Source organism: Streptomyces sp. NPDC012510 (assembly GCF_042955065.1).
GTDB lineage: Bacteria > Actinomycetota > Actinomycetes > Streptomycetales > Streptomycetaceae > Streptomyces.
This window is the reverse complement of the sequence record NZ_JBIBEN010000014.1, coordinates 189,355-214,276: the sequence shown is the minus strand read 5'-3', so window position 1 is coordinate 214,276 and position 24,922 is coordinate 189,355. Positions and strand designations below refer to the sequence as shown.

General features: G+C 71.0%; 20 protein-coding genes. 10 read left to right on the top strand and 10 right to left on the bottom strand.

Going from position 1 to position 24,922, the window contains the following annotated elements:
- Positions 1-60: 60 nt before the first annotated feature.
- The 10 genes from uvrC (at position 61) to pgi (ending at position 14,642) form a co-directional block, all read left to right on the top strand.
- Positions 61-3,237, top strand: a complete 3,177-nt coding sequence (uvrC, locus tag ACFY9I_RS26005) for an excinuclease ABC subunit UvrC (RefSeq protein ID WP_391005533.1) — start codon at positions 61-63, stop codon at positions 3,235-3,237.
- Positions 3,234-4,304, top strand: coding sequence for a uridine diphosphate-N-acetylglucosamine-binding protein YvcK (gene yvcK, locus ACFY9I_RS26000; RefSeq protein ID WP_391005531.1), 1,071 nt, complete (start codon positions 3,234-3,236; stop codon positions 4,302-4,304). Before uvrC ends, yvcK begins: the two co-directional genes overlap by 4 nt.
- Positions 4,295-5,284: a DNA-binding protein WhiA gene (whiA, locus tag ACFY9I_RS25995; protein ID WP_391005529.1), complete on the top strand. Its 990-nt coding sequence runs from the start codon at positions 4,295-4,297 to the stop codon at positions 5,282-5,284. The genes yvcK and whiA overlap by 10 nt, the downstream gene beginning before the upstream one ends.
- 178 nt (positions 5,285-5,462) lie before the next feature.
- A complete protein-coding gene (locus ACFY9I_RS25990; protein WP_391005527.1) occupies positions 5,463-8,417 on the top strand; it encodes a M14 family zinc carboxypeptidase in 2,955 nt (984 codons plus the stop codon).
- A gap of 268 nt (positions 8,418-8,685) precedes the next feature.
- Positions 8,686-9,696 carry a type I glyceraldehyde-3-phosphate dehydrogenase gene (gap, locus tag ACFY9I_RS25985; protein ID WP_391005525.1) on the top strand — a complete coding sequence of 337 codons (1,011 nt, stop codon included), beginning with the start codon at positions 8,686-8,688 and terminating at the stop codon, positions 9,694-9,696.
- A gap of 136 nt (positions 9,697-9,832) precedes the next feature.
- Positions 9,833-11,044 (top strand): phosphoglycerate kinase, encoded by a 1,212-nt coding sequence (locus ACFY9I_RS25980; protein ID WP_391005523.1) that lies wholly within the window; start codon positions 9,833-9,835, stop codon positions 11,042-11,044.
- 6 nt (positions 11,045-11,050) lie between these two features.
- Positions 11,051-11,827, top strand: coding sequence for a triose-phosphate isomerase (tpiA, locus tag ACFY9I_RS25975; protein ID WP_391005521.1), 777 nt, complete (start codon positions 11,051-11,053; stop codon positions 11,825-11,827).
- Between the two features lie 101 nt (positions 11,828-11,928).
- Positions 11,929-12,159 carry a preprotein translocase subunit SecG gene (gene secG, locus ACFY9I_RS25970; RefSeq protein ID WP_029181151.1) on the top strand — a complete coding sequence of 77 codons (231 nt, stop codon included), beginning with the start codon at positions 11,929-11,931 and terminating at the stop codon, positions 12,157-12,159.
- Between the two features lie 205 nt (positions 12,160-12,364).
- Positions 12,365-12,700 carry an RNA polymerase-binding protein RbpA gene (locus ACFY9I_RS25965; protein WP_003957010.1) on the top strand — a complete coding sequence of 112 codons (336 nt, stop codon included), beginning with the start codon at positions 12,365-12,367 and terminating at the stop codon, positions 12,698-12,700.
- 286 nt (positions 12,701-12,986) lie between these two features.
- On the top strand, positions 12,987-14,642 hold the full coding sequence (gene pgi / locus ACFY9I_RS25960) for a glucose-6-phosphate isomerase (RefSeq protein WP_391005519.1): 1,656 nt from the start codon (positions 12,987-12,989) through the stop codon (positions 14,640-14,642).
- A 51-nt stretch (positions 14,643-14,693) separates the two neighbouring features.
- Here pgi and fabG read toward each other — a convergent pair whose 3' ends face one another.
- The 10 genes from fabG to ACFY9I_RS25910 form a co-directional block, all read right to left on the bottom strand.
- Positions 14,694-15,410, bottom strand: a complete 717-nt coding sequence (fabG, locus tag ACFY9I_RS25955; protein WP_391005517.1) for a 3-oxoacyl-ACP reductase FabG — start codon at positions 15,408-15,410, stop codon at positions 14,694-14,696.
- A 200-nt stretch (positions 15,411-15,610) separates the two neighbouring features.
- Entirely contained in the window at positions 15,611-17,197 is a 1,587-nt protein-coding gene (locus ACFY9I_RS25950) for an MFS transporter (protein WP_391005515.1), read from the bottom strand.
- A gap of 40 nt (positions 17,198-17,237) precedes the next feature.
- Positions 17,238-18,158: an NAD-dependent epimerase/dehydratase family protein gene (locus tag ACFY9I_RS25945; RefSeq protein ID WP_391005513.1), complete on the bottom strand. Its 921-nt coding sequence runs from the start codon at positions 18,156-18,158 to the stop codon at positions 17,238-17,240.
- Positions 18,159-18,161: 3 nt separating this feature from the next.
- Positions 18,162-18,716: a hypothetical protein gene (locus tag ACFY9I_RS25940; RefSeq protein ID WP_391005511.1), complete on the bottom strand. Its 555-nt coding sequence runs from the start codon at positions 18,714-18,716 to the stop codon at positions 18,162-18,164.
- On the bottom strand, positions 18,713-20,446 hold the full coding sequence (locus ACFY9I_RS25935) for an AMP-binding protein (RefSeq protein ID WP_391005509.1): 1,734 nt from the start codon (positions 20,444-20,446) through the stop codon (positions 18,713-18,715). The genes ACFY9I_RS25940 and ACFY9I_RS25935 overlap by 4 nt, the downstream gene beginning before the upstream one ends.
- A complete protein-coding gene (locus ACFY9I_RS25930; protein ID WP_391005508.1) occupies positions 20,433-21,284 on the bottom strand; it encodes a hypothetical protein in 852 nt (283 codons plus the stop codon). Before ACFY9I_RS25930 ends, ACFY9I_RS25935 begins: the two co-directional genes overlap by 14 nt.
- Positions 21,281-22,825, bottom strand: coding sequence for a beta-ketoacyl synthase N-terminal-like domain-containing protein (locus ACFY9I_RS25925; protein WP_391005506.1), 1,545 nt, complete (start codon positions 22,823-22,825; stop codon positions 21,281-21,283). Before ACFY9I_RS25925 ends, ACFY9I_RS25930 begins: the two co-directional genes overlap by 4 nt.
- The gene (locus tag ACFY9I_RS25920) at positions 22,815-23,156 is read right to left on the bottom strand and encodes an acyl carrier protein (RefSeq protein WP_391005504.1); all 342 of its coding nucleotides are present in this window, start codon (positions 23,154-23,156) and stop codon (positions 22,815-22,817) included. The genes ACFY9I_RS25925 and ACFY9I_RS25920 overlap by 11 nt, the downstream gene beginning before the upstream one ends.
- The gene (locus tag ACFY9I_RS25915) at positions 23,153-23,428 is read right to left on the bottom strand and encodes a phosphopantetheine-binding protein (protein WP_391005502.1); all 276 of its coding nucleotides are present in this window, start codon (positions 23,426-23,428) and stop codon (positions 23,153-23,155) included. The genes ACFY9I_RS25920 and ACFY9I_RS25915 overlap by 4 nt, the downstream gene beginning before the upstream one ends.
- 76 nt (positions 23,429-23,504) lie before the next feature.
- Positions 23,505-24,917 carry an AMP-binding protein gene (locus tag ACFY9I_RS25910; RefSeq protein WP_391005500.1) on the bottom strand — a complete coding sequence of 471 codons (1,413 nt, stop codon included), beginning with the start codon at positions 24,915-24,917 and terminating at the stop codon, positions 23,505-23,507.
- Between the last annotated feature and the right edge of the window lie 5 nt (positions 24,918-24,922).

Genomic DNA, 24,922 nt, shown 5'->3' with positions numbered 1-24,922 from the left:
GCTCCGCACGGGGGTCTGCCGGCCCCCGTGATGTCAGCGGGCGCCAGTAGGGTGTGGAGCATGGCCGATCCCTCCAGCTACCGCCCCAGTCCGGGGCAGATCCCGGACTCCCCCGGGGTGTACAAGTTCCGTGACGAGCACCGCCGGGTGATCTACGTCGGGAAGGCGAAGAGCCTGCGCCAGCGCCTGGCGAACTACTTCCAGGACCTGGCGGGCCTCCACCCGCGCACCCGCTCCATGGTCACCACGGCCGCCTCCGTGGAGTGGACGGTGGTGTCCACGGAGGTCGAGGCGCTTCAGCTGGAGTACTCCTGGATCAAGGAGTTCGACCCCCGGTTCAACGTCAAGTACCGCGACGACAAGAGCTATCCGTACCTCGCGGTCACGATGAACGAGCAGTACCCGCGCGTGCAGGTGATGCGCGGTCACAAGAAGAAGGGCGTGAGGTACTTCGGGCCGTACGCGCACGCGTGGGCGATCCGGGACACGGTCGACCTGCTGCTGCGGGTCTTTCCCGTGCGCACCTGCTCGGCCGGGGTGTTCAAGAACGCGGCCCGCACGGGCCGGCCCTGTCTGCTCGGCTACATCGGCAAGTGCGCGGCCCCCTGCGTCGAGCGGATCTCCGCCGAGGACCACCGCGAACTGGCCGAGGAGTTCAGCGACTTCATGGCCGGGCGGACGGGCACGTACCTCCGCCGCCTCGAGAAGCAGATGACGGACGCGGCCGAGGAGATGGAGTACGAGCGGGCCGCCCGCCTGCGTGACGACATCGAGGCCCTGAAGAAGGCCATGGAGAAGAACGCGGTCGTCCTCGCCGACGCGACCGACGCCGACCTGATCGCGGTCGCCGAGGACGAGCTGGAGGCGGCCGTCCAGATCTTCCACGTCCGCGGCGGACGCGTACGTGGCCAGCGCGGGTGGGTCACCGACAAGGTCGAGGCCGTCACCACCGGTGACCTCGTCGAACACGCCCTCCAGCAGCTGTACGGGGAGGAGACCGGGGACTCGGTGCCCAAGGAGGTGCTGGTTCCCGCCCTGCCCGACCCCGTGGATCCCGTGCAGCAGTGGCTGACCGAGCGCCGCGGCTCCGGCGTGTCGTTGCGCATCCCGCAGCGCGGCGACAAGAAGGCGCTCATGGAGACCGTCGCGCGCAACGCCCAGCAGTCGCTCGTCCTGCACAAGACCAAGCGCGCCTCCGACCTCACCACCCGCTCCCGCGCCCTGGAGGAGATCGCCGAGGCCCTCGACCTGGACAGCGCGCCGCTGCGGATCGAGTGCTACGACATCTCCCACCTCCAGGGCGACGACGTGGTGGCGTCGATGGTCGTCTTCGAGGACGGGCTCGCACGCAAGAGCGAGTACCGGCGCTTCCAGATCAAGGGGCGGGTCGGGGACACGCAGGTCTGGCACGGCGAGGGGCAGGACGACGTCCGGTCCATGCACGAGGTGATCGCTCGCCGCTTCCGCCGCTACCTCGCCGAGAAGGAGAAGACCGGCGAGTGGCCGGACGACTCCGACGGGGCGGAGAGCCCCGGGGACGGCCTCGGCGGCCCCGCGGCGAACGGCCTCAAGGACGACGACGGCCGCCCCAAGCGCTTCGCCTACCCGCCCCAGCTCGTCGTCGTCGACGGCGGGCAGCCCCAGGTGGCCGCCGCGCGGCGGGCCCTGGACGAGCTGGGCATCGACGACATCGCCGTGTGCGGCCTCGCCAAGCGCCTGGAGGAGGTCTGGGTCCCCGGCGAGGACGACCCGGTGATCCTGCCCCGCACCAGCGAGGGCCTGTACCTGCTCCAGCGTGTCCGGGACGAGGCCCACCGCTTCGCCATCACCTACCAGCGCACCAAGCGGTCCAAGAGGTTCCGGGCGAGCCCCCTGGACGACGTGCCCGGACTCGGCGACACCCGCAAGCAGGCGCTGCTCAAGCACTTCGGCTCACTGAAGAAGCTCCGTGCCGCGACGATCGACCAGATCTGCGAGGTCCCCGGTATAGGACGCAAGACGGCCGAGACCATCGCCGGGGCCCTCGCCCGGGCGGCTCCGGCCGCACCCGCCGTGAACACGGCCACTGGGGAGATCATGGAGGAAGAGGAGCCCGGTACGACCGCGGACCCCTCTGGGGAGCCCGTGGCCGCGGGCCCCCCCGGACCGGCGGCGAGGGCAGGAGACATGACCGAGTACGACGAGCGCTCAGCACCCACGGAGCGCTCAGCACCCACGGAGCGCTCAGAGCGTCCGGAAGAACAGCACCACGAGCACACAACGGAGCGCGGGGCGGCCCACAGCGCGGCGGGCGAGCATGCCTCACAGCACCCAGCGCCACAGGAAGACGGAGCACACGTGAGTACGGGCATCGAAACAGCCGGGGTCCCCGAGGCGGCCATCCCCGAGCTGGTCATCATCTCCGGTATGTCCGGCGCCGGACGGTCCACGGCCGCCAAGTGTCTGGAAGACCTCGGCTGGTTCGTCGTCGACAACCTGCCGCCCGCGCTGATCCCCACCATGGTGGAGCTCGGCGCCCGCTCCCAGGGGAACGTGGCGCGGATCGCGGTCGTCGTCGACGTCCGAGGCCGCCGCTTCTTCGACAACCTGCGCGACTCCCTCGCCGACCTGGAGACGAAGAACGTCACCCGGCGGATCGTCTTCCTGGAGTCCTCCGACGACGCCCTCGTGCGCCGCTTCGAGTCCGTGCGCCGCCCGCACCCCCTCCAGGGCGACGGCCGCATCACCGACGGCATCGCCGCCGAGCGCCAACTGCTGCGCGAGCTGCGCGGCGACGCCGACCTGGTGATCGACACCTCCAGCCTGAACGTGCACGAGCTGCGCGCCAAGATGGACGCCCAGTTCGCCGGTGAGGAGGAGCCCGAGCTCCGGGCCACCGTCATGTCCTTCGGCTTCAAGTACGGCCTCCCGGTCGACGCCGACCTGGTCGTGGACATGCGCTTCCTGCCCAACCCGCACTGGGTCCCCGAGCTGCGCCCGTACACCGGCCTCAACGAGGAGGTCTCCGCGTACGTCTTCAACCAGCCCGGCGCCAAGGAGTTCCTCGACCGCTACACCGAGCTGCTCCAGATGATCGCCGCCGGCTACCGCCGCGAGGGCAAGCGGTACGTGACCATCGCGGTCGGCTGCACCGGCGGCAAGCACCGCTCGGTCGCCACCTCCGAGAAGCTCGCCGCCCGCCTCGCGTCCCAGGGCGTCGAGACCGTGGTCGTGCACCGGGACATGGGGCGCGAGTGACCGGACGTACCGCGCTGCGGCTGGGCAGGCTGCGCCGGGGCACCCCCGAGGGTGGCGCCGCCCGGCCCGCCGAGGCCCGCGGGGCCAGGCCGCGCCGACGGGGCGCCCAGCCCAAGGTCGTCGCGCTCGGCGGCGGCATGGGCCTGTCCGCCTCGCTCGCCGCCCTCCGTCGGATCACCGGCGACCTCACCGCCGTCGTCACCGTGGCCGACGACGGAGGCTCCAGCGGGCGCCTCCGTGACGAGCTGGGCGTGCTGCCGCCCGGCGACCTGCGCAAGGCGCTGGCCGCGCTGTGCGGCGACGACGACTGGGGCCAGACCTGGGCCCGGGTCATCCAGCACCGCTTCCAGTCCCAGGGCGAGCTGCACGAGCACGCGGTCGGCAACCTGCTGATCGTCGCCCTGTGGGAGCAGCTCGGCGACCATGTCCAGGCCCTTGACCTGGTCGGCAGGCTCCTCGGCGCCCAGGGCCGGGTGCTGCCCATGTCGGCCGTACCGCTGGAACTCCAGGCCTTGGTCAAGGGGCACGACCCGGCGCGTCCGGACGACGTCGACACCGTCCGGGGGCAGGCGACCGTCGCCCTCACCCCCGGCGAGGTGCAGTCCGTGCACGTCGTACCGCACGACCCGCCCGCCGTGCCCGAGGCCGTGGCGGCGGTCCGCGACGCCGACTGGGTGGTCCTCGGTCCCGGCTCCTGGTTCTCCTCGGTGATCCCGCACCTGCTCGTGCCCGAGCTGCTCGACGCCCTCACCGAGACCAAGGCCCGGCTCGTGCTCTCGCTGAACCTCGCTCCGCAGCCCGGAGAAACCGATGGCTTCTCCCCGCAGCGTCATTTGGAGGTTTTGGCACGACACGCCCCTAAACTCGCCCTGGACGTGGTGCTGGCCGACGAGGCCGCCGTGCCCGACCGCGATTCCCTGACCGACGCCGCCAAACGGTTCGGTGCCGCGGTCGAGCTGGCGCCCGTGGCCCGGACCGATGGATCTCCACGGCACGATCCGGAGCTGTTGGCCGCCGCGTACGACCGTATTTTTCGGATGCATGGAAGGATCGGCCCATGGCGATGACGGCAGCGGTGAAGGACGAGATCTCCCGGCTACCCGTCACCCGGACCTGCTGCAGAAAGGCGGAGGTCTCGGCGATCCTGCGGTTCGCGGGCGGGCTGCACCTGGTGAGCGGCCGCATCGTGATCGAGGCGGAGCTGGACACCGCGATGGCGGCCCGCCGCCTCAAGCGGGACATCCTGGAGATCTTCGGCCACAGCTCCGAACTGATCGTGATGGCCCCCGGCGGACTGCGCCGCGGCTCCCGGTACGTCGTCCGTGTGGTCGCGGGCGGTGACCAGCTCGCCCGGCAGACGGGCCTGGTGGACGGCCGCGGCCGACCCATCCGGGGCCTGCCCCCGCAGGTCGTCTCCGGGGCCACCTGCGACGCCGAGGCGGCCTGGCGCGGCGCGTTCCTGGCCCATGGCTCGCTCACCGAGCCCGGCCGCTCGTCCTCCCTGGAGGTGACCTGCCCGGGCCCGGAGGCGGCACTCGCCCTCGTCGGCGCCGCCCGCCGGCTGTCGATCGGGGCGAAGGCCCGCGAGGTCCGGGGCGTCGACCGGGTCGTCGTACGGGACGGGGACGCCATCGGCGCGCTCCTGACCCGTCTCGGCGCCCATGAGTCGGTGCTGGCGTGGGAGGAGCGGAGGATGCGCCGCGAGGTCCGCGCCACGGCCAACCGGCTCGCCAACTTTGACGACGCCAACCTGCGCCGTTCGGCCCGTGCCGCCGTCGCCGCCGGCGCCCGGGTGGGCCGCGCCCTGGAGATCCTCGGCGACGACGTTCCCGAGCACCTCGCCGCCGCCGGACGGCTGCGCATGGAGCACAAGCAGGCATCCCTGGAGGAGCTGGGCGCACTCGCCGACCCGCCGCTCACCAAGGACGCCGTCGCGGGCCGTATCCGTCGGCTGCTGGCCATGGCCGACAAGCGTGCCTCGGACCTCGGCATCCCCGGCACCGAGGCCAGCATCACCGAGGAGATGGCCGAGAACCTGGTGGGCTGACAGAGCGCCAGGACAGCTCAACCAGCGGGTGTCGATGCCTACTTGGGGTGTCGGCACCGGCTTTCGTATTTCTGCGTGAATTCCGTGTATGGCCTGTGCGGCCCCCTTGACGTGGCTCATGTCTGACATGAGCCTGGCGTCTGTTCACCACAGTGGCGAACCACTGCAAGGGGGGCTCATGAGACGAAGAGCGAGATCGATCCTCGCCGCGGGCGCGCTCCTGCTGGGCGGAGGCGCGGGACTGGCGCCGTTCGCCCAAGCGGCCGAGAACGAGGGTTCCGACGCGGACGAAGTCAAGGTGTTCCGCGCCGAGGTGACGAAGAAGCAGGTGCCCCTGTTGCTCGCGGCCGGGCAGGACGGGCACGAACTCAGCGAGCAGGCGCCGGAGAAGGGCACCGCGTCGGTCGAGGTCTACCTCACCGACAAGCAGGCGGACGCCCTGGAGAAGCAGGGCGTCGAGCTCAAGGAGCACAGGCTCACCAGCAAGGCGGAGGCCCGTGTGGCCGCCGCCGGTGACGGGGTCTACCGCCCGTACAGCGGCGCGGGCAACCTCAAGGAGGAGATCCTCCGTACGGGCCAGGAGAACCCGTCGCTGACCAAGGTGGTCTCCATCGGGAAGTCCCTCCAGGGGCAGGACATCCTCGCGCTCAAGCTGACCAAGAACGCGAAGAAGACCAAGGACGGCGCCAAGCCCTCCGTCCTGTACATGTCCAACCAGCACGCGCGTGAGTGGATCACGCCGGAGATGACCCGGCGCCTGATGCACCACTACCTGGACAACTACAAGACGGACAAGCGGATCAAGAAGATCATCGACACCACCGAGCTGTGGTTCGTGATCTCCGCCAACCCGGACGGCTATGACTTCACCCACCAGGCCGACGCCAACCGCCAGTGGCGCAAGAACCTGCGGGACGTCAACGGCGACAAGGTGATCACGGTCGGCGACGGCGTCGACCTCAACCGCAACTTCGCCTACAAGTGGGGCTACGACGACGAGGGCTCGTCCCCCTACCCCACCAGCGAGACCTATCGCGGCGGCGGCCCCAACTCGGAGCCCGAGACCAAGGCCCTGGACGCCTTCGAGAAGCGCATCGGCTTCGAGTACGGCATCAACTACCACTCGGCCGCCGAACTCATCCTCTACGGGGTCGGCTGGCAGGTGGCCAGCCCCAGCCCGGACGACGTGCTCTACAAGTCCCTGGCCGGTACGCCGGAGAACCCCGCGATCCCCGGCTACCACCCCCAGCTCTCCTCCGAGCTGTACACCACCAACGGTGAGGCGGACGGCCACGCGGCCAACGTCAACGGCACGGCGATGTTCACCCCCGAGATGTCGACCTGCCAGACCGTGTCCGCCATCGACCCGGACGACGCGTGGAAGCCCGAGGACTGCGCCTCCGTCTTCACCTTCCCGGACGACGAGAAGCTGATCAAGCAGGAGTTCGAGAAGAACATCCCGTTCGCGCTCTCCGTCGCCGAGTCCGCCGTCAGGCCGGACCAGCCGAAGTCCTCGGTCGGCGTCGACGCCCCCGACTTCACCCCGGCCGACTTCACCACGTCGTACTCGCGCGGCGCCGACCAGACGATCTCCGTCGTCGCCCGCAAGTCCGTGCGGGACAAGGAGCTGAGGTACCGGATCAACGGCCGGGGCCCCACCTACGACCAGACGCTCAAGCCCTGGAAGGGCGGCGAGACGTTCGGCGGTGAGGACAACCTCTGGTTCGACGAGTACCGGGCCAAGGTCCAGGACGGCGAACCGGGCGACAAGGTCGAGGTCTGGTTCACCGGCGAGACGAAGAGCGGCAAGCCCACCCGCAGCGAGCGCTTCACCTACACGATCGCCGAGCGGCCCAAGGCCGACACCCTGGTGGTCGCCGAGGAGGGCGCGACCGCGACCCAGGCGCAGACCTATGTCGACGCGCTGAAGGCCAACGGCAAGAAGGCGCTCGTCTGGGATGTCGCGACCCAGGGCGCACCCGACGCGCTCGCCGTACTGAAGCACTTCAAGCAGGTCGTGCACTACACGGGCGCCGTCCGGCCGGGCGTCGCCACCCAGCTCGAGCTGCGCGCCTACCTCAACGAGGGCGGCAAGCTGATCGAGTCCGGCGAGAGCGCCGGCGGCGCCGTCGATCTTGGCGACGGCACCCTGTCGAACGACTTCAGCCAGTACTACCTGGGCGCCTACAGCCGTACGTCCCTGCCCGACGCCAAGGCCTTCGCGGGCCTCGCCCGGCTCGACGGCTTCACGGGAACGCTCGGCGACGCGCCCGGCAACCCGCTGAACACCGCCGGATCGTTCGGCATCACGTCGGACGCCCTGCCGGTGGAGACGTACCCGCAGTTCGCGAGCGCCGGCGCGGGCCAGTACCCCGGCACCGTCAACCCCTACGGTCCGTACGAGGGCGCGTCCATGGCGGCCGTCACGCACAGCGACTACGCCTGGAACCGTCTGACCCGCACGATCGACCTCACCTCGGTGAGCGCGGCCGACAAGCCGACGCTGCGCACCCAGATGCTGTGGAACACCGAGGAGGGTTACGACCACGCGGTCCTGGAGGCGCACACGGCCGGGGCGGACGACTGGACGACGCTGCCGGAGACGAGTGGCGCCACCTCCGCCGCCGTGCCCGTCGAGTGCGAGGCCGGGTACTTCATCCAGGGCCACCCGGCCTTGAAGCGGTACCTGACCCTGGGCGCCGGGGGCTGTGTGCCGACCGGCACCAGCGGTGCCTGGAACAGCTTCACCGGGGCCTCCGACGGCTGGCAGAAGGTCGAGTTCGATCTGTCCGCGTACGCCGGGAAGAAGGTCGAGGTGTCGCTCAGCTACATCACCGACCCCGGCAGCGGCGGTCGCGGCGTCCTCGCCGACAACGCCGGCCTCGTCATCGGCGGCACGCCCGGCACGGTCGACGGATTCGAGACGTCGCTCGGTGCCTGGAGCGTCGCCGGCCCGCCCGCGGGCAGCCCGGCGGTCGTGAAGGACTGGGGCCTGTCGGGTGAACTGTTCAAGACGTACGGAGCGGTCACCACGGACGACACCGTGCTGCTGGGCTTCGGCCTGGAGCAGGTCCCCTCGGCGGCAGACCGCAAGGCACTGCTGGGCAAGGCGCTGGCGGCGCTGAGGAACTGAGCGCCGACTGCGCCGACCGGCTGACAAGAGGCTGGTGAGCGGCCCTCCGGACGTCTGAAATCAGATGATCGGAGGGCCGCTCAAAAGGTAATCAGCTTGTAAAACCCGGGCGGTCCGTGCCCCTACTGGCGAGTACGGACCGCACCGGCATGTATAGGGCATCTCGATGTCACTCGACGGCCCCTGGGGAGGTAGGGTCGTAGGCGGTCGGGGACATCCCATACAGCTCGCCGGCACTGAGCCGGCGTACCAACGAGGAGATCGGTTCGTGACGATCCGCGTAGGCATCAACGGCTTTGGCCGCATCGGTCGTAACTACTTCCGCGCGCTGCTGGAGCAGGGTGCAGACATCGAGATCGTGGCTGTCAACGACCTGGGTGACACCGCGACCACCGCTCACCTGCTGAAGTACGACACCATTCTGGGCCGTCTCAAGGCCGAGGTGTCGAACACCGCCGACACGATCACTGTGGACGGCCACACCATCAAGGTCCTCTCCGAGCGCAACCCCGCCGACATCCCGTGGGGCGAGCTGGGCGTGGACATCGTCATCGAGTCCACCGGCATCTTCACGAAGAAGGCCGACGCCGAGAAGCACCTCGCCGGCGGCGCCAAGAAGGTCCTCATCTCGGCTCCGGCCAAGGACGAGGACATCACCATCGTGATGGGTGTCAACCAGGACAAGTACGACCCGGCGAACCACCACGTCATCTCCAACGCGTCCTGCACCACCAACTGTGTGGCACCGATGGCCAAGGTCCTCGACGAGAACTTCGGCATCGTCAAGGGTCTGATGACGACGGTCCACGCCTACACCAACGACCAGCGCATCCTGGACTTCCCGCACTCGGACCTGCGTCGCGCCCGCGCCGCCGCCGAGAACATCATCCCGACCACCACGGGCGCCGCGAAGGCCACCGCGCTGGTCCTCCCGCAGCTCAAGGGCAAGCTCGACGGCATCGCGATGCGCGTCCCGGTCCCGACCGGATCGGCCACCGACCTGGTCGTGACGCTCCAGCGCGAGGTCACCAAGGACGAGGTCAACGCCGCGTTCAAGAAGGCCTCCGAGGACGGCGACCTCGCGGGCTACCTGGCCTACACCGAGGACGCGATCGTCTCCTCTGACATCGTCAGCGACCCGGCCTCCTGCACCTTCGACTCCTCCCTGACCATGGTCCAGGAGGGCAACTCGGTGAAGATCCTCGGCTGGTACGACAACGAGTGGGGCTACTCCAACCGCCTCGTCGACCTGACGGTCTTCGTCGGCAACCAGCTCTGATCCACAGAGCAGGCACCTGGATGTGACGGCAGGGCTCGGGCGGCGCAGCGACGCGCCGCCCGGGCCCTGACGCACGTACGAAAGCGCCCCTCCTACGTTCACGAGCACCACACGTCCTCTTCGGGAGCCCCTTCACATGAAGACGATCGACGAACTCCTCGCCGACGGAGTCGCCGGCAAGCGGGTCTTCGTCCGCGCCGACCTCAACGTGCCGCTGGACGGCACGCGCATCACCGACGACGGCCGCATCCGCGCCGTCCTGCCCACCGTGAAGGCGCTGGCCGAGGCGGGCGCGCGCGTCGTCGTCGCCTCCCACCTGGGCCGCCCCAAGGGTGCCCCGGACCCGGCCTTCTCCCTCGCCCCGGCCGCCGCCCGCCTCGGTGAACTCCTCGGCGCCGACGTGGCGTTCGCGACGGACACGGTCGGCGAGTCCGCCACAGCCACGGTCGCGGGCCTGACCGACGGCCAGGTCGCCGTGGTCGAGAACCTCCGCTTCAACGCCGGCGAGACGTCCAAGGACGACGCCGAGCGCGCTGCCTTCGCCGACCAGCTCGCCGCCCTCGCGGACGTCTACGTCGGTGACGGCTTCGGTGCGGTCCACCGCAAGCACGCCTCGGTCTTCGACCTGCCGGCCCGGCTGCCGCACTACGCCGGGTACCTGATCGCCACCGAGGTCGGCGTCCTGAAGAAGCTCACCGACGACGTCCAGCGCCCCTACGTCGTCGCGCTCGGCGGCGCCAAGGTCTCCGACAAGCTTGCCGTCATCGACCAGCTGCTCGGCAAGGCCGACCGCATCCTCATCGGCGGCGGCATGGCGTACACCTTCCTCAAGGCCAAGGGCCACGAGATCGGCGGCTCCCTGCTCCAGGAGGACCAGCTCGCCGCGGTCACCGAGTACCTGGAGCGCGCGGAGAAGACCGGTGTGGAGCTGGTCCTCCCCGTCGACGCCGTCGTCGCGCCCGCGTTCCCGGACCTGAAGAGCAAGGCTCCGGCCGACGCCACCGCGGTCGCCGCGGACGCCATGCCGACCGACCAGATGGGCCTGGACATCGGTCCGGACTCCCGCAAGCTGTACGCCTCGAAGATCGCCGACGCCGCCACCGTCTTCTGGAACGGCCCCATGGGCGTCTTCGAGCACCCCGACTTCGCCGAGGGCACCAAGGCCGTCGCCCAGGCACTCCTCGACTCGGAGGCCTTCACGGTCGTCGGCGGTGGCGACTCCGCCGCGGCCGTACGCATCCTGGGCTTCGACGAGAACGCATTCGGCCACATCTCGACCGGTGGCGGCGCCTCCCTCGAATACCTCGAGGGCAAGACGCTCCCCGGCCTCGCCGCACTGGAGGACTGACCCTTTATGAGCACGCGCACGCCGCTGATGGCGGGCAACTGGAAGATGAACCTCAACCACCTCGAGGCCATCGCCCACGTCCAGAAGCTCGCCTTCGCCCTCGCCGACAAGGACTACGAGGCCTGTGAGGTCGCGGTCCTGCCGCCCTTCACCGACCTGCGCTCGGTCCAGACCCTGGTCGACGGCGACAAGCTCAAGATCAAGTACGGCGCCCAGGACCTCTCGGCGCATGACTCCGGCGCCTACACCGGCGAGATCTCCGGCCCGATGCTGGCCAAGCTGAAGTGCACGTTCGTGGCGATCGGCCACTCCGAGCGCCGCCAGTACCACGACGAGACCGACGAGATCGTCAACGCCAAGGTCAAGGCCGCCTTCAAGCACGGCCTCACCCCGATCCTCTGCGTCGGCGAGGAGCTGGAGGTCCGCGAGGCGGGCAACCACGTCACCCACACCCTCGCCCAGGTCGAGGGCGGCCTGAGGGACGTCCCCGCCGAGCAGGCCGAGACCGTCGTCGTCGCCTACGAGCCCGTCTGGGCCATCGGCACCGGCAAGGTCTGCGGCGCCGAGGACGCCCAGGAGGTCTGCGCGGCCATCCGCGGCAAGCTCGCCGAGCTGTACTCCCAGGAGACCGCCGACCGGATCCGTATCCAGTACGGCGGCTCGGTCAAGGCCGGCAACGTCGCCGAGATCATGGCCCAGGCCGACATCGACGGCGCGCTCGTCGGCGGCGCCTCGCTCGACGCCGACGAGTTCGTCAAGATCGTGCGCTTCCGCGACCAGTGAGTAGGCGGTAGCAGCGAGACGTCGTACTCTTGCGGGGACCGGCCGCCGCGGCCGGTCCCCGCAGTCCATCAGAATCCGAGGAAGTTGGTCCAGCCGTGGTTATGGGGTTCTCGATCGCCCTGATCGTCTTCAGCCTGCTGATGATGCTGCTGGTGCTGATGCACAAGGGCAAGGGCGGCGGCCTCTCCGACATGTTCGGTGGCGGTATGCAGTCGTCCGTCGGTGGCTCCTCGGTCGCCGAGCGCAACCTCGACCGGATCACCGTGGTGGTCGGTCTGCTCTGGTTCGCGTGCATTGTCGTACTCGGCATCCTGATGAAGGTCAACAACTGACCGGCGTCACGGACGCACCATTCCGCACGTAAAGCCCCATGCCGGGTCCGCGACTTCGAACGCGGCCTATCATGGGGCTTGCGTCTGTGGGCGGGATGTAACTCCAATCACTGGACGCGCGTTGGGCCTTACGTAGACTGAGGCGCTCGCAGCGAAGCGAAACGCCGACTCGCTTCGCCGCACCATCACGCAGGGAGTTACGACCGTGGCAAGTGGCAACGCGATCCGAGGAAGCCGGGTCGGGGCGGGGCCGATGGGCGAAGCCGAGCGCGGCGAGTCCGCACCCCGGCTGCGCATCTCCTTCTGGTGCTCCAACGGACACGAGACCCAGCCGAGCTTCGCCAGCGACGCTCAGGTCCCCGACACCTGGGACTGCCCGCGCTGCGGCTTCCCGGCCGGACAGGACCGGGACAACCCGCCGGACCCACCGCGCACCGAGCCCTACAAGACCCACCTCGCCTATGTGCGGGAGCGGCGCAGTGACGCGGACGGCGAGGCGATCCTCGCCGAGGCGCTCGCCAAACTGCGGGGCGAGATCTAGACGTTGACACCGGCCGGGCACCGAAGGGTGCCCGGCCGGAGGCGTTCGTGTTCGGGCTGCTTCGCCGCGACTCCTCCGCCTTCCCGGTCCTGGTGCGGCCGGGGCACCCCTGGGCTCCCCTTCTGTCTTTCGCCGCGCTGTACCGGCGCTCAAGGCAGACGTATCCGTTGTCGAGCCGGACGACGACACGGCGACAGCTCGTGTTCCGTCGTGATCGATTAAGTTGGGACCGGCAGCGGGGCAAGGTACAGGCAGGACCAGGTAGGAAAGAAGGCTGAAGTCCGAGATGAACGCAGAAAGCCGTACCAGGCTCAACCGGACGCCGGAGTGGACCGCGCTGGCCGAGCACCGGGAGCAGCTGGGCGATGTGCAGCTGCGTGAGCTGTTCGCGACCCAACCGGGGCGCGGCGCCGGGTACACACTGGAGGTCGGCGATCTGCACGTCGACTACTCCAAGCACCTGGTCACCGACGAGACACTGCGGCTGCTGCGCGAGCTGGCCGCCGCGACCGACGTCTTCGGGCTGCGGGACGCCATGTTCCGCGGCGAGAAGATCAACACCACCGAGGACCGCGCCGTCCTGCACACCGCGCTGCGCGCCCCGCGTGACGCGGTGATCGAGGTCGACGGCGAGAACGTGGTGCCGGGTGTCCACGAGGTGCTCGACAAGATGGCCGGCTTCGCCGAGCGGATCCGCTCCGGCGAGTGGACCGGACACACGGGCAGGCGCATCAAGAACATCGTCAACGTCGGTATCGGCGGTTCCGACCTGGGCCCGGCGATGGCGTACGAGGTGCTGCGCTCCTACACCGACCGTGATCTGACCGTCCGTTTCGTGTCGAACGTGGACGGCGCGGACCTGCACGAGGCGGTGCGGGACCTGGACGCGGCCGAGACGCTGTTCATCATCGCCTCGAAGACGTTCACCACGATCGAGACGATCACCAACGCGACCTCCGCGCGCGACTGGCTGCTCACCGAGCTGAAGGCCGGATCGGAGGCTGTGGCCAAGCACTTCGTGGCGCTGTCGACGAACGCCGAGAAGGTGTCGGACTTCGGGATCGACACGGCCAACATGTTCGAGTTCTGGGACTGGGTCGGCGGGCGGTACTCCTACGACTCGGCGATCGGCCTGTCGCTGATGATCGCGATCGGCCCCGACTGCTTCCGGGAGATGCTGGACGGGTTCCACCTCGTCGACGAGCACTTCCGTACGGCACCCGCCGAGTCCAACGTGCCGCTGCTGCTGGGCCTGTTGGGCATCTGGTACGGCAACTTCCACGACGCCCAGTCGCACGCGGTGCTGCCGTACAGCCACTACCTGTCCAAGTTCACGGCCTACCTGCAGCAGCTGGACATGGAGTCCAACGGCAAGTACGTGGGCCGGGACGGCGTGCCGGTGGAGTGGCAGACCGGGCCGGTGGTGTGGGGCACGCCGGGGACCAACGGGCAGCACGCGTACTACCAGTTGATCCACCAGGGCACGAAGCTGATCCCGGCGGACTTCATCGGTTTCGCCGAGCCGGTCGCCGATCTCGGCGACCGGTTCAAGGCCCAGCACGACCTGCTGATGGCCAACTTCTTCGCCCAGACCCAGGCGCTGGCCTTCGGCAAGACGCCGGACGAGGTACGGGCCGAGGGGGTGGCCGAGGAACTGGTGCCGCACAAGACGTTCAAGGGGAACCACCCGACGACCACGATCCTGGCGAAGGAACTGACCCCGTCGGTCCTCGGCCAGCTCATCGCGCTGTACGAGCACAAGGTGTTCGTCCAGGGTGCCGTCTGGAACATCGACTCCTTCGACCAGTGGGGCGTCGAGCTGGGCAAGGTCCTCGCCAAGCGGGTCGAGCCGGCGCTGACGGAGGGGGCCGAGGTGCCGGGGCTGGACGAGTCCACGACGGCGCTGGTCGCCAAGTACCGGGAGTTGCGCGGCCGGGAGTAGAGGCATCGGGTGGGGAGGGGGAGGCACGCTGTTCCCCTCCCCACCCGGGATTCAGTGGCCCAGACCGGCGCCCCCGTCGACCGGGATGACGGCCCCCCGGACGTAACCGGCGCCGGCGAGGAACGCCACCGCGTCGGCGACCTCCTCGGGGCGGCCGAGACGGCCGGCGGGGGTGGTGCGCAGCAGGTCCCGGCGCTGTTCGGGGGTGAGGGCGCGGCTCATGTCGGTCTCGGTGAGGCCGGGGGCCACGACGTTGCAGGTGATGTCGCGGGGGCCGAGTTCCTGAGTCAGGGACCGGGCGAAGCCGACGAGTCCGGCCTTGGCGGCGGCGTAGTTGGTCTGTCCGGGGGCGCCGTGCAGGGCGGCCGTGGAGGAGATCAGGACGATACGGCCGTGGCCCGCGCGGAGCATGCCGCGCACCGCGCGCTGGGCGACACGGAAGGCGCCGGTGAGGTTGGTGTCGATGACGGAGGTGAAGTCCTCCTCGGTCATCCGTACCAGCAGCCTGTCGTGGGTGACGCCCGCGCCCGCGACCAGGACGGTGACCGGACCGTGGGCCGCCTCGGCCTCCTTGAAGGCCTGATCGACCTGTCGGCTGTCCGTCACATCGCACCGCACGGCGAGGAACCCCTCGGACGCGGGGGGTACCTCGCCGCGGTGGGTCACGGTGACCTGGTCCCCGGCGGCCGAGAAACGGCGGGCTATGGCGAGTCCGATGCCCCTGTTCCCGCCGGTGACGAAGACTGAGCGGGGGGTGGGCTGTGTCATCGGGGATCCCTCTTCGTACGTGGGGGCTAGGGTTCGTTGTCGGGTGCGGCTCCGGTGGGGCTTCTCGCGCCGTTCCCCGCGCCCCAGAAAGCCCCGGCCCCGGTGGGCTGGAAGGCGACGGGCGGGTGGGTCCGAAAGGCATGGGGCGCAGCCCCTGCAAGCAGCCCCTGCAAGCAGCCCCTGCATTCAGCCGCCGCATTTCAGGAGCTCGGGGAACTGCGCGACAAGCCCTCACGTTCGGGCGCGGTACGGGGGCGCAGGCCCGCGGCTGCCACCACGCAGCCGATGAGGGCGAGGGCGGCGACGGAGAGCGTGGCGGCGTACATGGCGTCGAGGAAGGCGCGGTCGGCCGCGGTCGCGAGGCCGGGCAGGTTCAATGAGTCGGCCAGGGAGCGGGCGGCCTCGGCGGAGGTGCGGGCCTGTTCCTCGGCGGCCGGTGACAACCCCGGGGCGGTGGTGGAGAGTTCGGCGCCGGCCATCCGGTCCCGGTAGACGGCCGAGAGAATCGAGCCGGCCATGGCCACACCGAGGGTGCCGCCCACCTGCCGGGTGACGCTGTTGACGGCGGAACCGGCGCCCGCGAGCCGGGGTGGCACCCCGCGCATCATCACGGCGGTGACCGGAGTGCCGACCAGGCCCATGCCGAAGCCCTGGATCCACAGCAGCGCGGCCACGACCGAGAGGGGGGTCCGCCCGTCGAGCCAGGCGTAGGCGACATAGGTGAGGGCGGTGGCCAGGACGCCGGACGCGACCGTCCAGCGGGCCGAGAGCCGACGGCTCAGCGCGGGGGATGCCTGGCTGCCCAGGACGATGCCGACCGCCGCGGCGATCATGACGGTTCCGGCGTCGGCGGGGGAGAGGCCACGAGGGCCCTGCAGATAGAAGGCCGCGTAGAACAGGTGACCGGCCAGCGCCATGAAGGCGATGAGCAGGACCACACTGCCCGCCGTGAAGCCGGGCTGCCGGAAGAGCCGCAGATCCAGGCTGGGCGTCGCGGACCGGCGCTGACCGGCGACGAAGACGGCCAGCACGACACCGCCCAGCACCAGAGGCAGCAGCACACGCGGGCCGTACCAGACGCTGCCGCCGCCGAGCTCGATGATGCCGTAGACGACCCCGCCCAGGCCGAGCACCGACAGGACGAGACCGGGCAGGTCGAGCACCCGGCGGCGGGAACCGCCCAGGTTCGGGACGACGGTCACGACCGCCAGCAGACACAGCGCGACGATCGGGACGTTCACCAGGAACACCGAGCCCCACCAGAAGTGGCTGAGCAGAGCCCCGCCCGCCACCGGGCCGACGGCCACGCCCAGCCCGCTCGACGAACTCCAGATCGCGATGGCCCGGGTGCGCTTCTCCTCGGGGGTGCACTGCACGATGACGGTCAGCGTCGCGGGCATCAGCAGACCGCTGCCCGCGCCCATGAAGGCCCGCGCCACGATCAGCCACGCCGGACTCTCCACGAACGCGCCCGCGCCGGAGGCCACACCGATCAGAGTCAGCCCGGCGAGCAACGTGTTCCGGGGGCCGAAGCGGTCGGCCAGCGCCCCGCCCGCGAAGAGGGTGCCGGCGACGACCAGGGTGTAGGCGCTCGCCACCCACTCCAGTTCGCCGGGGGTCGCGCCCAGGCCCTCCTCCGGGTCGGCGAGCGTGGTGACGGCGACATTGAGGATCGACGTGTCCAGCCAGACCAGCATCTGCGCGCAGACCACGACCAGGAGGACGGGCCAGGAACGGGTGGGCGCGGCGGCCGGTCCTTCGCTCGTCCGGCTCACGGTGCTGCTCATCGGTCGCCTCCCGCGCTCTCACGCCCCGGTTCCAGACCGGTCATTCCTGACCCAGCCCGTCGCGCCAGCTCGATCGCGTGGGCTTCCAGCCCAGTGCCGTACGAGCCCGGTCGTTGGCGGCACCGTGCGCGGAGGTGAGCTGGTGGGCCATGAACCAGCCCAGGAGACGAGGCGCGAGGGCGGCCGGAACCGTGCGCGGCGACGGGCCGGTGAGCGCAAGGGCGAAGTGGGGCAGCCACTGCGCGGCGGGAGCCGGATCGTCGTCCGTCACATGGAACACCCCGGTGGCCTCGGACTCGACGGCCGCCACGGCCGCCCCCACGGCGTCCTCGACGTGCAGGAACGACATGATCCCCGAGCCACCGCCCGGCAGGGGGAGCCGCCCGGCCAGGACGGAGCGGGCGGTCGCGCCGGTACGGGCGTAAGCGGTGCCGGGGCCGTACAGGGTGCCGTAGCGGAGCACCACGCCGTCCAGGCCGCTGCTCGACACCAGACGTTCCAGCTCGGCCACGGCCCGTACCGTCGAGGCCCAGCCAAGGTCGGGGGCGTCCACGTACAGGGGCGCGTCCTCGTCGAGGACCGGGTCGCCGGCCGGGGCGGCGGCGAAGGCGATGGACTGGGCGACCAGCCGGCGCGCACCGGCCGCTCGGGCCGCCTCGATCAGATGGGCGGTGCCCTCGGTGCGCAGCCGGGCGGTGAGGGCGAAGGCGCCCGGCGGGTCGTCCGCCAGCAGCCGCAGCGCCGACATCTGGTGGACGACCACCTCGGGCCGGGCGGCCGACACCGCCGCCAGCACGGCGTCACGGTCGAGGGCGTCGGCGACCACGGTCTCGTCCGCCTCGGGGGCCCGGCCCCGCGCGCCCTGCCGTACCAGCGCGCTCACCCGGTGTCCCCGCGCCCGCAGTGCGCCCACCAGCGGATACCCGACCACTCCGGTGGCCCCGGCGACCAGTACGCGCATGTCTCAGCCCTCCGTGTCCGTGTCGAGTGGCGTGGCGACCCGCAGCAGCAGTCGGCATGCCTTGTCGCCGTCGCGCAGACAGCTCTCGGCGCGGTTCTCCGTCAACGTGACGCCCAGCCCCTCGGACCAGCCGTCGTGGACGGCGGTGCAGGGGCACCGGTAGCCGTCCAGGGAACCGGCCATCCGGACCATGGTGATGGCGAAGTTCCGCTTCAGGGTCAGCACGATCAGGTCGTCGTCCTCGACCTCGGTGGAGGCGTTGCGCAGCTCCTGCGGGAACATCCGGTCGCCGCAGTCGTCGTAGCGGCGGCGCAGCTCCTCCAGGTCCTTGCGGCTGTCGCCGGTATCCGGGAGCGGGCCCGACCGCCGGGCCACCCGCTGTCCCACGTGCAGGGCGACCTTCCGCATCGCCTCCGCGTTGATCTCGTTCGCGGCCTCCTGCCCGAACCTCGCGGCGACGCCCTGGTACCAGTTGGCGTCGTGCTGCCACCACAGCCGGTACGCCTCACTCGCGCGGGCGCGGTGATTGACGCCGTCGGCGTCGGTGTGCGTGCTCATATGTGCTGCTCCTTGGCGGCGAAACGGTCGCGCATCACTCGTTTGAGAACCTTGCCGGTGGCGCCCTTGGCCACGTCGCCGGGCTTCATCCGCAGGGCACGGGTCACCGGCGGGAACCCGGCGGCCGTCAGCACGGCGTTGACCCGCGCGGTCCACGCCTCGTCGCCCTCATCGACGCCAGTCCCCTCCCCCTCACCCTTACGCTCGCCCTCGCCCTCGCCCTCGCTCTCGCCCTCACCCTCGCTCTCGTCCGCGAGCTGGAGCAGCGCGTACGCCTCCGCCTCGCCGTCGCCGTCCCAGTCCGCGCGGACGCCGTCGGGGGCGACCGCGACCACCGTGCAGTCGGCGAGTCCGGGCAGCTCGGCCAGGAGCAGTTCCTCGGTACGGGTGCTGAAGACGATGCCTGCGCGGGTGCGGATGGCGTCCGGGGCCCGGTCGAGGTGGTAGAAGTTGCCGTCCTCGTCCTGGCGGGCGAGGTCACCGGTGAGCCAATAGCCGCCGAGCCGCATCCGGTTCCAGGTCAGCGAGTCGTTCCAGTAACCGGGCGTGAGCGTGGGTGACTTGATGCCCAGCCGGCCGATGTGTCCCGGCGGCAGCGGGGTGCCGTCCTCGGCCAGCACCGCGGCCTCGGCGAAGCTGATGGGCTTGCCGACGCGGCGGGAGTAGGCGGAGGTGTCCTTGGTGTGCCGGTTGTGGAAGACGGAGTAGCCGGCCTCCGACGAACCGAGCCCGTCCACGAACACCGAGCCGTCGACCCGGACACGGCTCAGGTCCCGCCGGACCTCGAGGTGGCTCCCGTGCCGCACGAGCGCCCGGATGTGCGCCTCGTGCGCCGCGTCCCCGGTGTTGAACCACACCTGCACGCTGGACAGGTCACGCGCCGCCAGATCCTCCGCCGCCATCTCACCGAAGGTGCCGGCGAACGCCAGTACGGTCGTCGGCCGGTACTCCTCCACGGCGTCCAGCACATCCGTGCCGCGCTGGCTGGAGAGCAGCTTGATGTCCGTGCGCAGCAGCAGGCAGTACAGCAGCGTCGCCACCATCGCGTTGTGCGCGCCCGGCAGCCCCACCAGGGTGCGCTCCATGTCGGCGCCGGTGGAGAACCGCAGCCGGTGCACCTGGGCGTACATCAGCGTCCGGTGTGTGTGCGGCACCCCCTTGGGCAGCCCCGTGGTGCCGGACGAGTGGGAGATGAGCACCGGGTCGCTCGGGTCGTGCCGGTACGGGTACGACGGCGGCAGCGACGCGCGGTGCTCCGGCCGGATCTGGTCGGCGGTCACCCGGAAGCGGAGCCCGAGCTCGGTTCCGGCCGGCACCTCGTGGTGCGCCTGGTCCGTGAAGGCACCCACCGCGCCCTGTCTGCGTACGTACTCCCGGGCGATCTCCGGGGCCAGATTGCCGTTGACGAAGGAGGGGATGGCGCCGAGCGAGGTCAATGCCAGGAAGTTCACCGCGAACTCCGCCGCCGAGAAGGAGTGGACGGCAACCGGGTCGCGGGGGCGCACGCCCCGCGACGCGTACCAGCCGGCGTATGTCTCGACCACCTCGTGAAGCTGCCCGAGCGTCAGCACGCCGGGGCGGCTGCCGTCGGGTGCCTGCCAGGTGCCGTCGGTGCGCAACACCGGCTCTGTGAGCGGGCGTTCGTATGCCCGCAGTCGCTGGAGGATGTTGCCGGCGCCGAGTGCGGTGTCGGAGCAGATCCGGGCCCGCTCCTGTCTAGTGATGAGCATGGGTCTCCGTCTCGTCGCTTTCCGGAAGCCGTTCGGCGCTGAGGAGGAAGGCCGGCGTCCGGGGTGCGGTGACCAGGACGTGGGTACCGCCATCCCGGAGCAGCCGTCGGTGCGCGGCGGCCAGGTCGAAGAGCCCCTGGACGCTGCCGGGGTGTGCGGCGGTGGCCGGCCGGCCCTCGTCGTGGGTCTCCGTCGAACGGATCGTCACCGGCGCCTCGGTGCCGGGGCGGGCCAGCAGCAACGCCACGGCGAGGGCCGCGGACTCGGGGAGGTCGGGGACCGGGTGGGCGCCGTCGGCGGTGAGTTCCCGGTGCACGGCGGCCAGGCGTTCGCCGCCGCCCAGTTCCACGCCGACCACCAGGACCCGGTCCAGCTCCGGGTCCTCCAGGAGCAGGTCCGCCATGGCCAGCAACTCGGTCACCGGGTCGTCCGGGGTGGAGAGGCTGAACATCTGGCCGGTGATCCCGAACTCCCGGCTGATGTGTCCCAGCACGGAGTTGGGGGTGGCCTGCATGAACAGCAGCGGGTTGTGGACCCGCCCCGCCACCACACGCCGGCTCGCCAGATCGGCCGTGGTGGTGTCCCCCATCAGGGACGCCAGCGCCACCGCCGTACGGGAACCGTCGCCCGGCCGCTCGGTCAGACACCGCGCGGCCACCTCGTACGCCAACGGGCTGAACGCCGACTCCACGAACCCCGGCAGCCGTGGCAACGGGATGTCACCGTCCCGCCCGGTCCCGTGGGTCGCGGTGGCGACGGCGAGCACACCGAGCGGCGAACGCGGCGGCGCCTTGTCGGCCGACGACGCGGACGTGTCGCTGTTCTCCTTCGTCGTCATGGCCGCTCCAGGACGAGTGCGGTGTTGGCGCCCCCGAAGGCGGCGTTGACGGTGAGGGCTCGGCGGACGTCGGCCTGGCGGGGCTGGTTCGGCACATAGTCCAGGTCGCACTCCGGATCCGCCCGGGTGTAACCGGCGGTCGGCGGCAGTACGCCGTCCGTCAGGGCCAGCATGGTGATCACGAACTCCACGACACCGGCCGCCTCCAGCAGGTGCCCGGTGGTGCTCTTGGTGGAGCTGACCGGTATCGACCCGGCCCGCTCCGGGAAGGCCGCGCGCAGCCCCCGGGTCTCGGCACCGTCGTTGTACCTGGTGCCGGTTCCGTGGGCGTTGACATAGCCGAGGCCCGCCCCGTCGGGGTCCCCGGCGAGCCGCAGTGCCTGCCGGGCGGCGCGGGCAAGGCCGACGCCCTCCGGGTGCGGCTGGGCGATGTGGTGGGCGTCGGTGGCCGCGCCCCAGCCGACCACGCTCGCCAGGGGCCGGGCCCCGCGCCGCCGCGCGTGCTCGGCGGACTCCAGCACCACCGCCGCGACCCCGTCACCGAGCAACAGACCGCTGCGGTCCGCGCTGAACGGCCGCACCCTCCCGTCACGGGACAGTGCCCGCCCGGAGTCGAACTTCCCGAACGTCTCCTCCTCCACGAGGTAGCCGCCGGCGCACACCGCCACGTCGATCCGGCCGGAGGAGATCAGCCGGCACGCGTGGATGATCGCGGCGGCCGAGGCGACGCACGCGTTGGTGAAGGTCAGCCGGGGCCCGGTCAGTCCGAGGCCGCCGGCCAGCGACTCGGCGAGATACGCGGGCACGGCATCGACGAGCCGGGCCGGCCCGGAGAGAACCGAACCACTGCCGACCACCGGTTCCGCCAGGGCCGAACCACTGCCGAAGGCTTGCCCGGCGAGGTCCGTACCCGGCCGCGGCGTACTGCTGCCGAGCGCTCGCCCGGCCAGGGCCGAACCACTGCCGACCACCGGCCCCGCCAGGGCCTCGGCGGAGCGCTCGGACCCGTCGCCCGTCCCCTTTCCGGCGGAGCGCCCGGAGCCGTCGCCCGTCCCTTCCCCGGCAGACCGCTCGGACCCTTCTCCAGCCCCCTGGCAGGGAGCGAACCGTCCTGCCTCGGCGGTCGTCCTCTCCCGCCGTCCGTCCGTGTCGCCGGGCCACGCCCCGCCGGTGCCTCGGCCCGCGTCGGCGCGCTCGCGGTGCGTCGCCGCCTTGGCCGCCTCCCGCCAGTACCCCGTGATGCTCGTGCAGTCGCCCGCGATGCCGAGCAGGACCGCCGCGTCCGTGCCCCGTGGCAGGCCGGCCATGTCGAGTGCTTCGGCACCGCACCGGGCGAGGGCGGGGCGGAGGGCCCAGCCCTCGACCATGTCGGGGCCGTCGGGGGCGGCGCCCGCCATCGGCGTACGGTACGGGGCGGTGTCGAAGCGGGTGGTGGGGGCGAAGGAGGGGACGCCCGCGAAGACCCCGCGCCGGAGGGCGTCCGCGCCGGTGCCGAAGGCGGTGCGTACGCCGAACCCCGTCACCGTCACGTCACCGGTCATCGCGGCCACCCCCTTCCGCCGCGTCCGCCCCGGCCCCGCTCAGGAACTCGGTGAGCCGCCGGAGCGAGGTGAGCCGCGCGATGTCCTCGTCGCCGGGCTCCACGACCAGGCCGTACCGCTCCTCCACCACATGCAGCAGCCACACCAACCCCAGGGAGTCCAGGACCAGTTCGGCGTCGTCCCCCAAGTCGTCGGGGACCCCGGGGAAGACCTTGCGGTCGGAGAGCATCTCCCGGACGGTGTCCGTGGTGATGAGGGGTGGCGGAGCGGCTTCCGTGACAGGCGGACAGGGCGCTTGCGTCTCGGCCGGCGCGGAGGCTTCCGTGCTCATGCCTTGGCACCGCGCCCGACGACCTCGGAGACGAGCCCGCCGAGGGTCAGAGAGGCCAGCGGCTCGATGTCGGTGTCCGGGATCTCCACGCCGAACCGTGTCTCCAGCCGGAGTGTGAGCTCGATCAGGCTCAGGGAGTCCAGCTCCAGTCCGCCGACGGTGACGGGGCTCTCGTCCGTGATGCCGTCGCGGCTCAGCAGGATGTTCATCTCGTCGATGACCGTGGTCAGGACGAACTCGCGGATCTCGTCTTCCAGCAGTGACGTGCTCATGATTCAAGCTCCTGAGAAGGTTCCGGTGAAGTTCCAGTGCAAGATGTCCGCCCCGAAGGGACGCCGGGAACCGCGCTCAGCCGACGCAGCGCTCACGCAACGCGGCCGCCTGACGGACCAGCTTCCCGTTGGAGGTGCGGGGCAGGGAGTCCAGCACCCGGACCACGCGGGGCAGCTTGTAGTCGGCCAGTCGCTCCCGGCACCAGCGCAGCAGCTCCTCCGCCGACGGACCCCCGGCCCCGGCGGCGAGCGCCACATACGCCTCGGTCACGTCCTCGTGGACCAGGACCGCCTGCTCGACGGCCGGGTGCGCGCGGAGCACCTGCTCGACCTCGGTGAGGTCGACCTTGAGGCCGCCGACGACGACGAGGGAGTCGGCGCGGCCGCGCACGGTGACCGTTCCGTCGGCGGCCACCGAGGCCCGGTCGCGGGTGTGCAGCCAGCCGTCCGTGTACTGGGTGCCGCCCGAGTCGAAGAGATACGGCGACTCGGCGAGCGCCACGTCCAGTTCACCCTTGTGCTCCCGGACGACCACGCCCGGTGCGGGCCGGCCGACCGAGGGCCGGAGCGTGCCGCCGACGTCGATGGCGACGATGCCGGTCTCGGTGGTGCCGTAGGCCTCGCCGACCCTGACGCCGTACCGTTCGGCGAACCGCGCGGCGACCTCCGGGGGCATCAGCTCGCCTCCGGACACGGCGGTCCGCAGCTCGGGCAGACCGGGGGGATCGAGGGCGGCGGCGAGCAGTTCGTAGTGTGTCGGCACCCCGAACAGCGTGGTGATCCGGTGCTCGACGACGGTCCGCAGGATGTCGCGGGCCGAGACCCGGGGTGCGAAGACGACGGAGACACCGGCCGCAAGTGAGTGCAGCAGCCCGCCGAGCAGGCCGAAGCTGTGCGCCGTCGAGCTGAGCAGCAGCAGCCGGTCACCCTCGCCCGGCATACCGGGGACGGCGGCGAACGACTCGACCTCGGCGGCGATCGACGCGGTCGTCCGGCCGATCACTTTCGGCCGCCCGGTGGACCCCGAGCTGAACTGCACCAGCCGGTGCCCGCCGGCGGCGGGCCGCCCCGCCCTGCGGCACTCGGTGGCGACCTCGTACTCGGGCCGGAAGCCGAACGCCGCCCGGACGTTGGAGCCGGCCCGGACCATGAACTGCGGCCGGCAGCCGGCACAGAGCGCGTCCACCTCGGCGGGCTTGAGCCGGAAGTCGAAGAGCATCACCTGCGCGCCCAGCCGCCACAGCGCGAGCAGTACCTCGACCTGGGTGAAGCTGGGCGGCGTACGGAGCCCCACGGTGCTGCCGGGACCGATGTCGTAACCGGCGAATACGGCGGCCTGCTTGGCCACCCGCTCCCGTAACTCGCCCCGGGTGACGGTCTCCCGCTGATGCGTCAGATACGGCAGGGTGTCGTCCCGCGTGTCGAACAGCCGCTGGACCAGGACGCCCATCCCGTCCTCGCCGGCCGCGGCCGCCACGAGTTCGCCCATGAGGT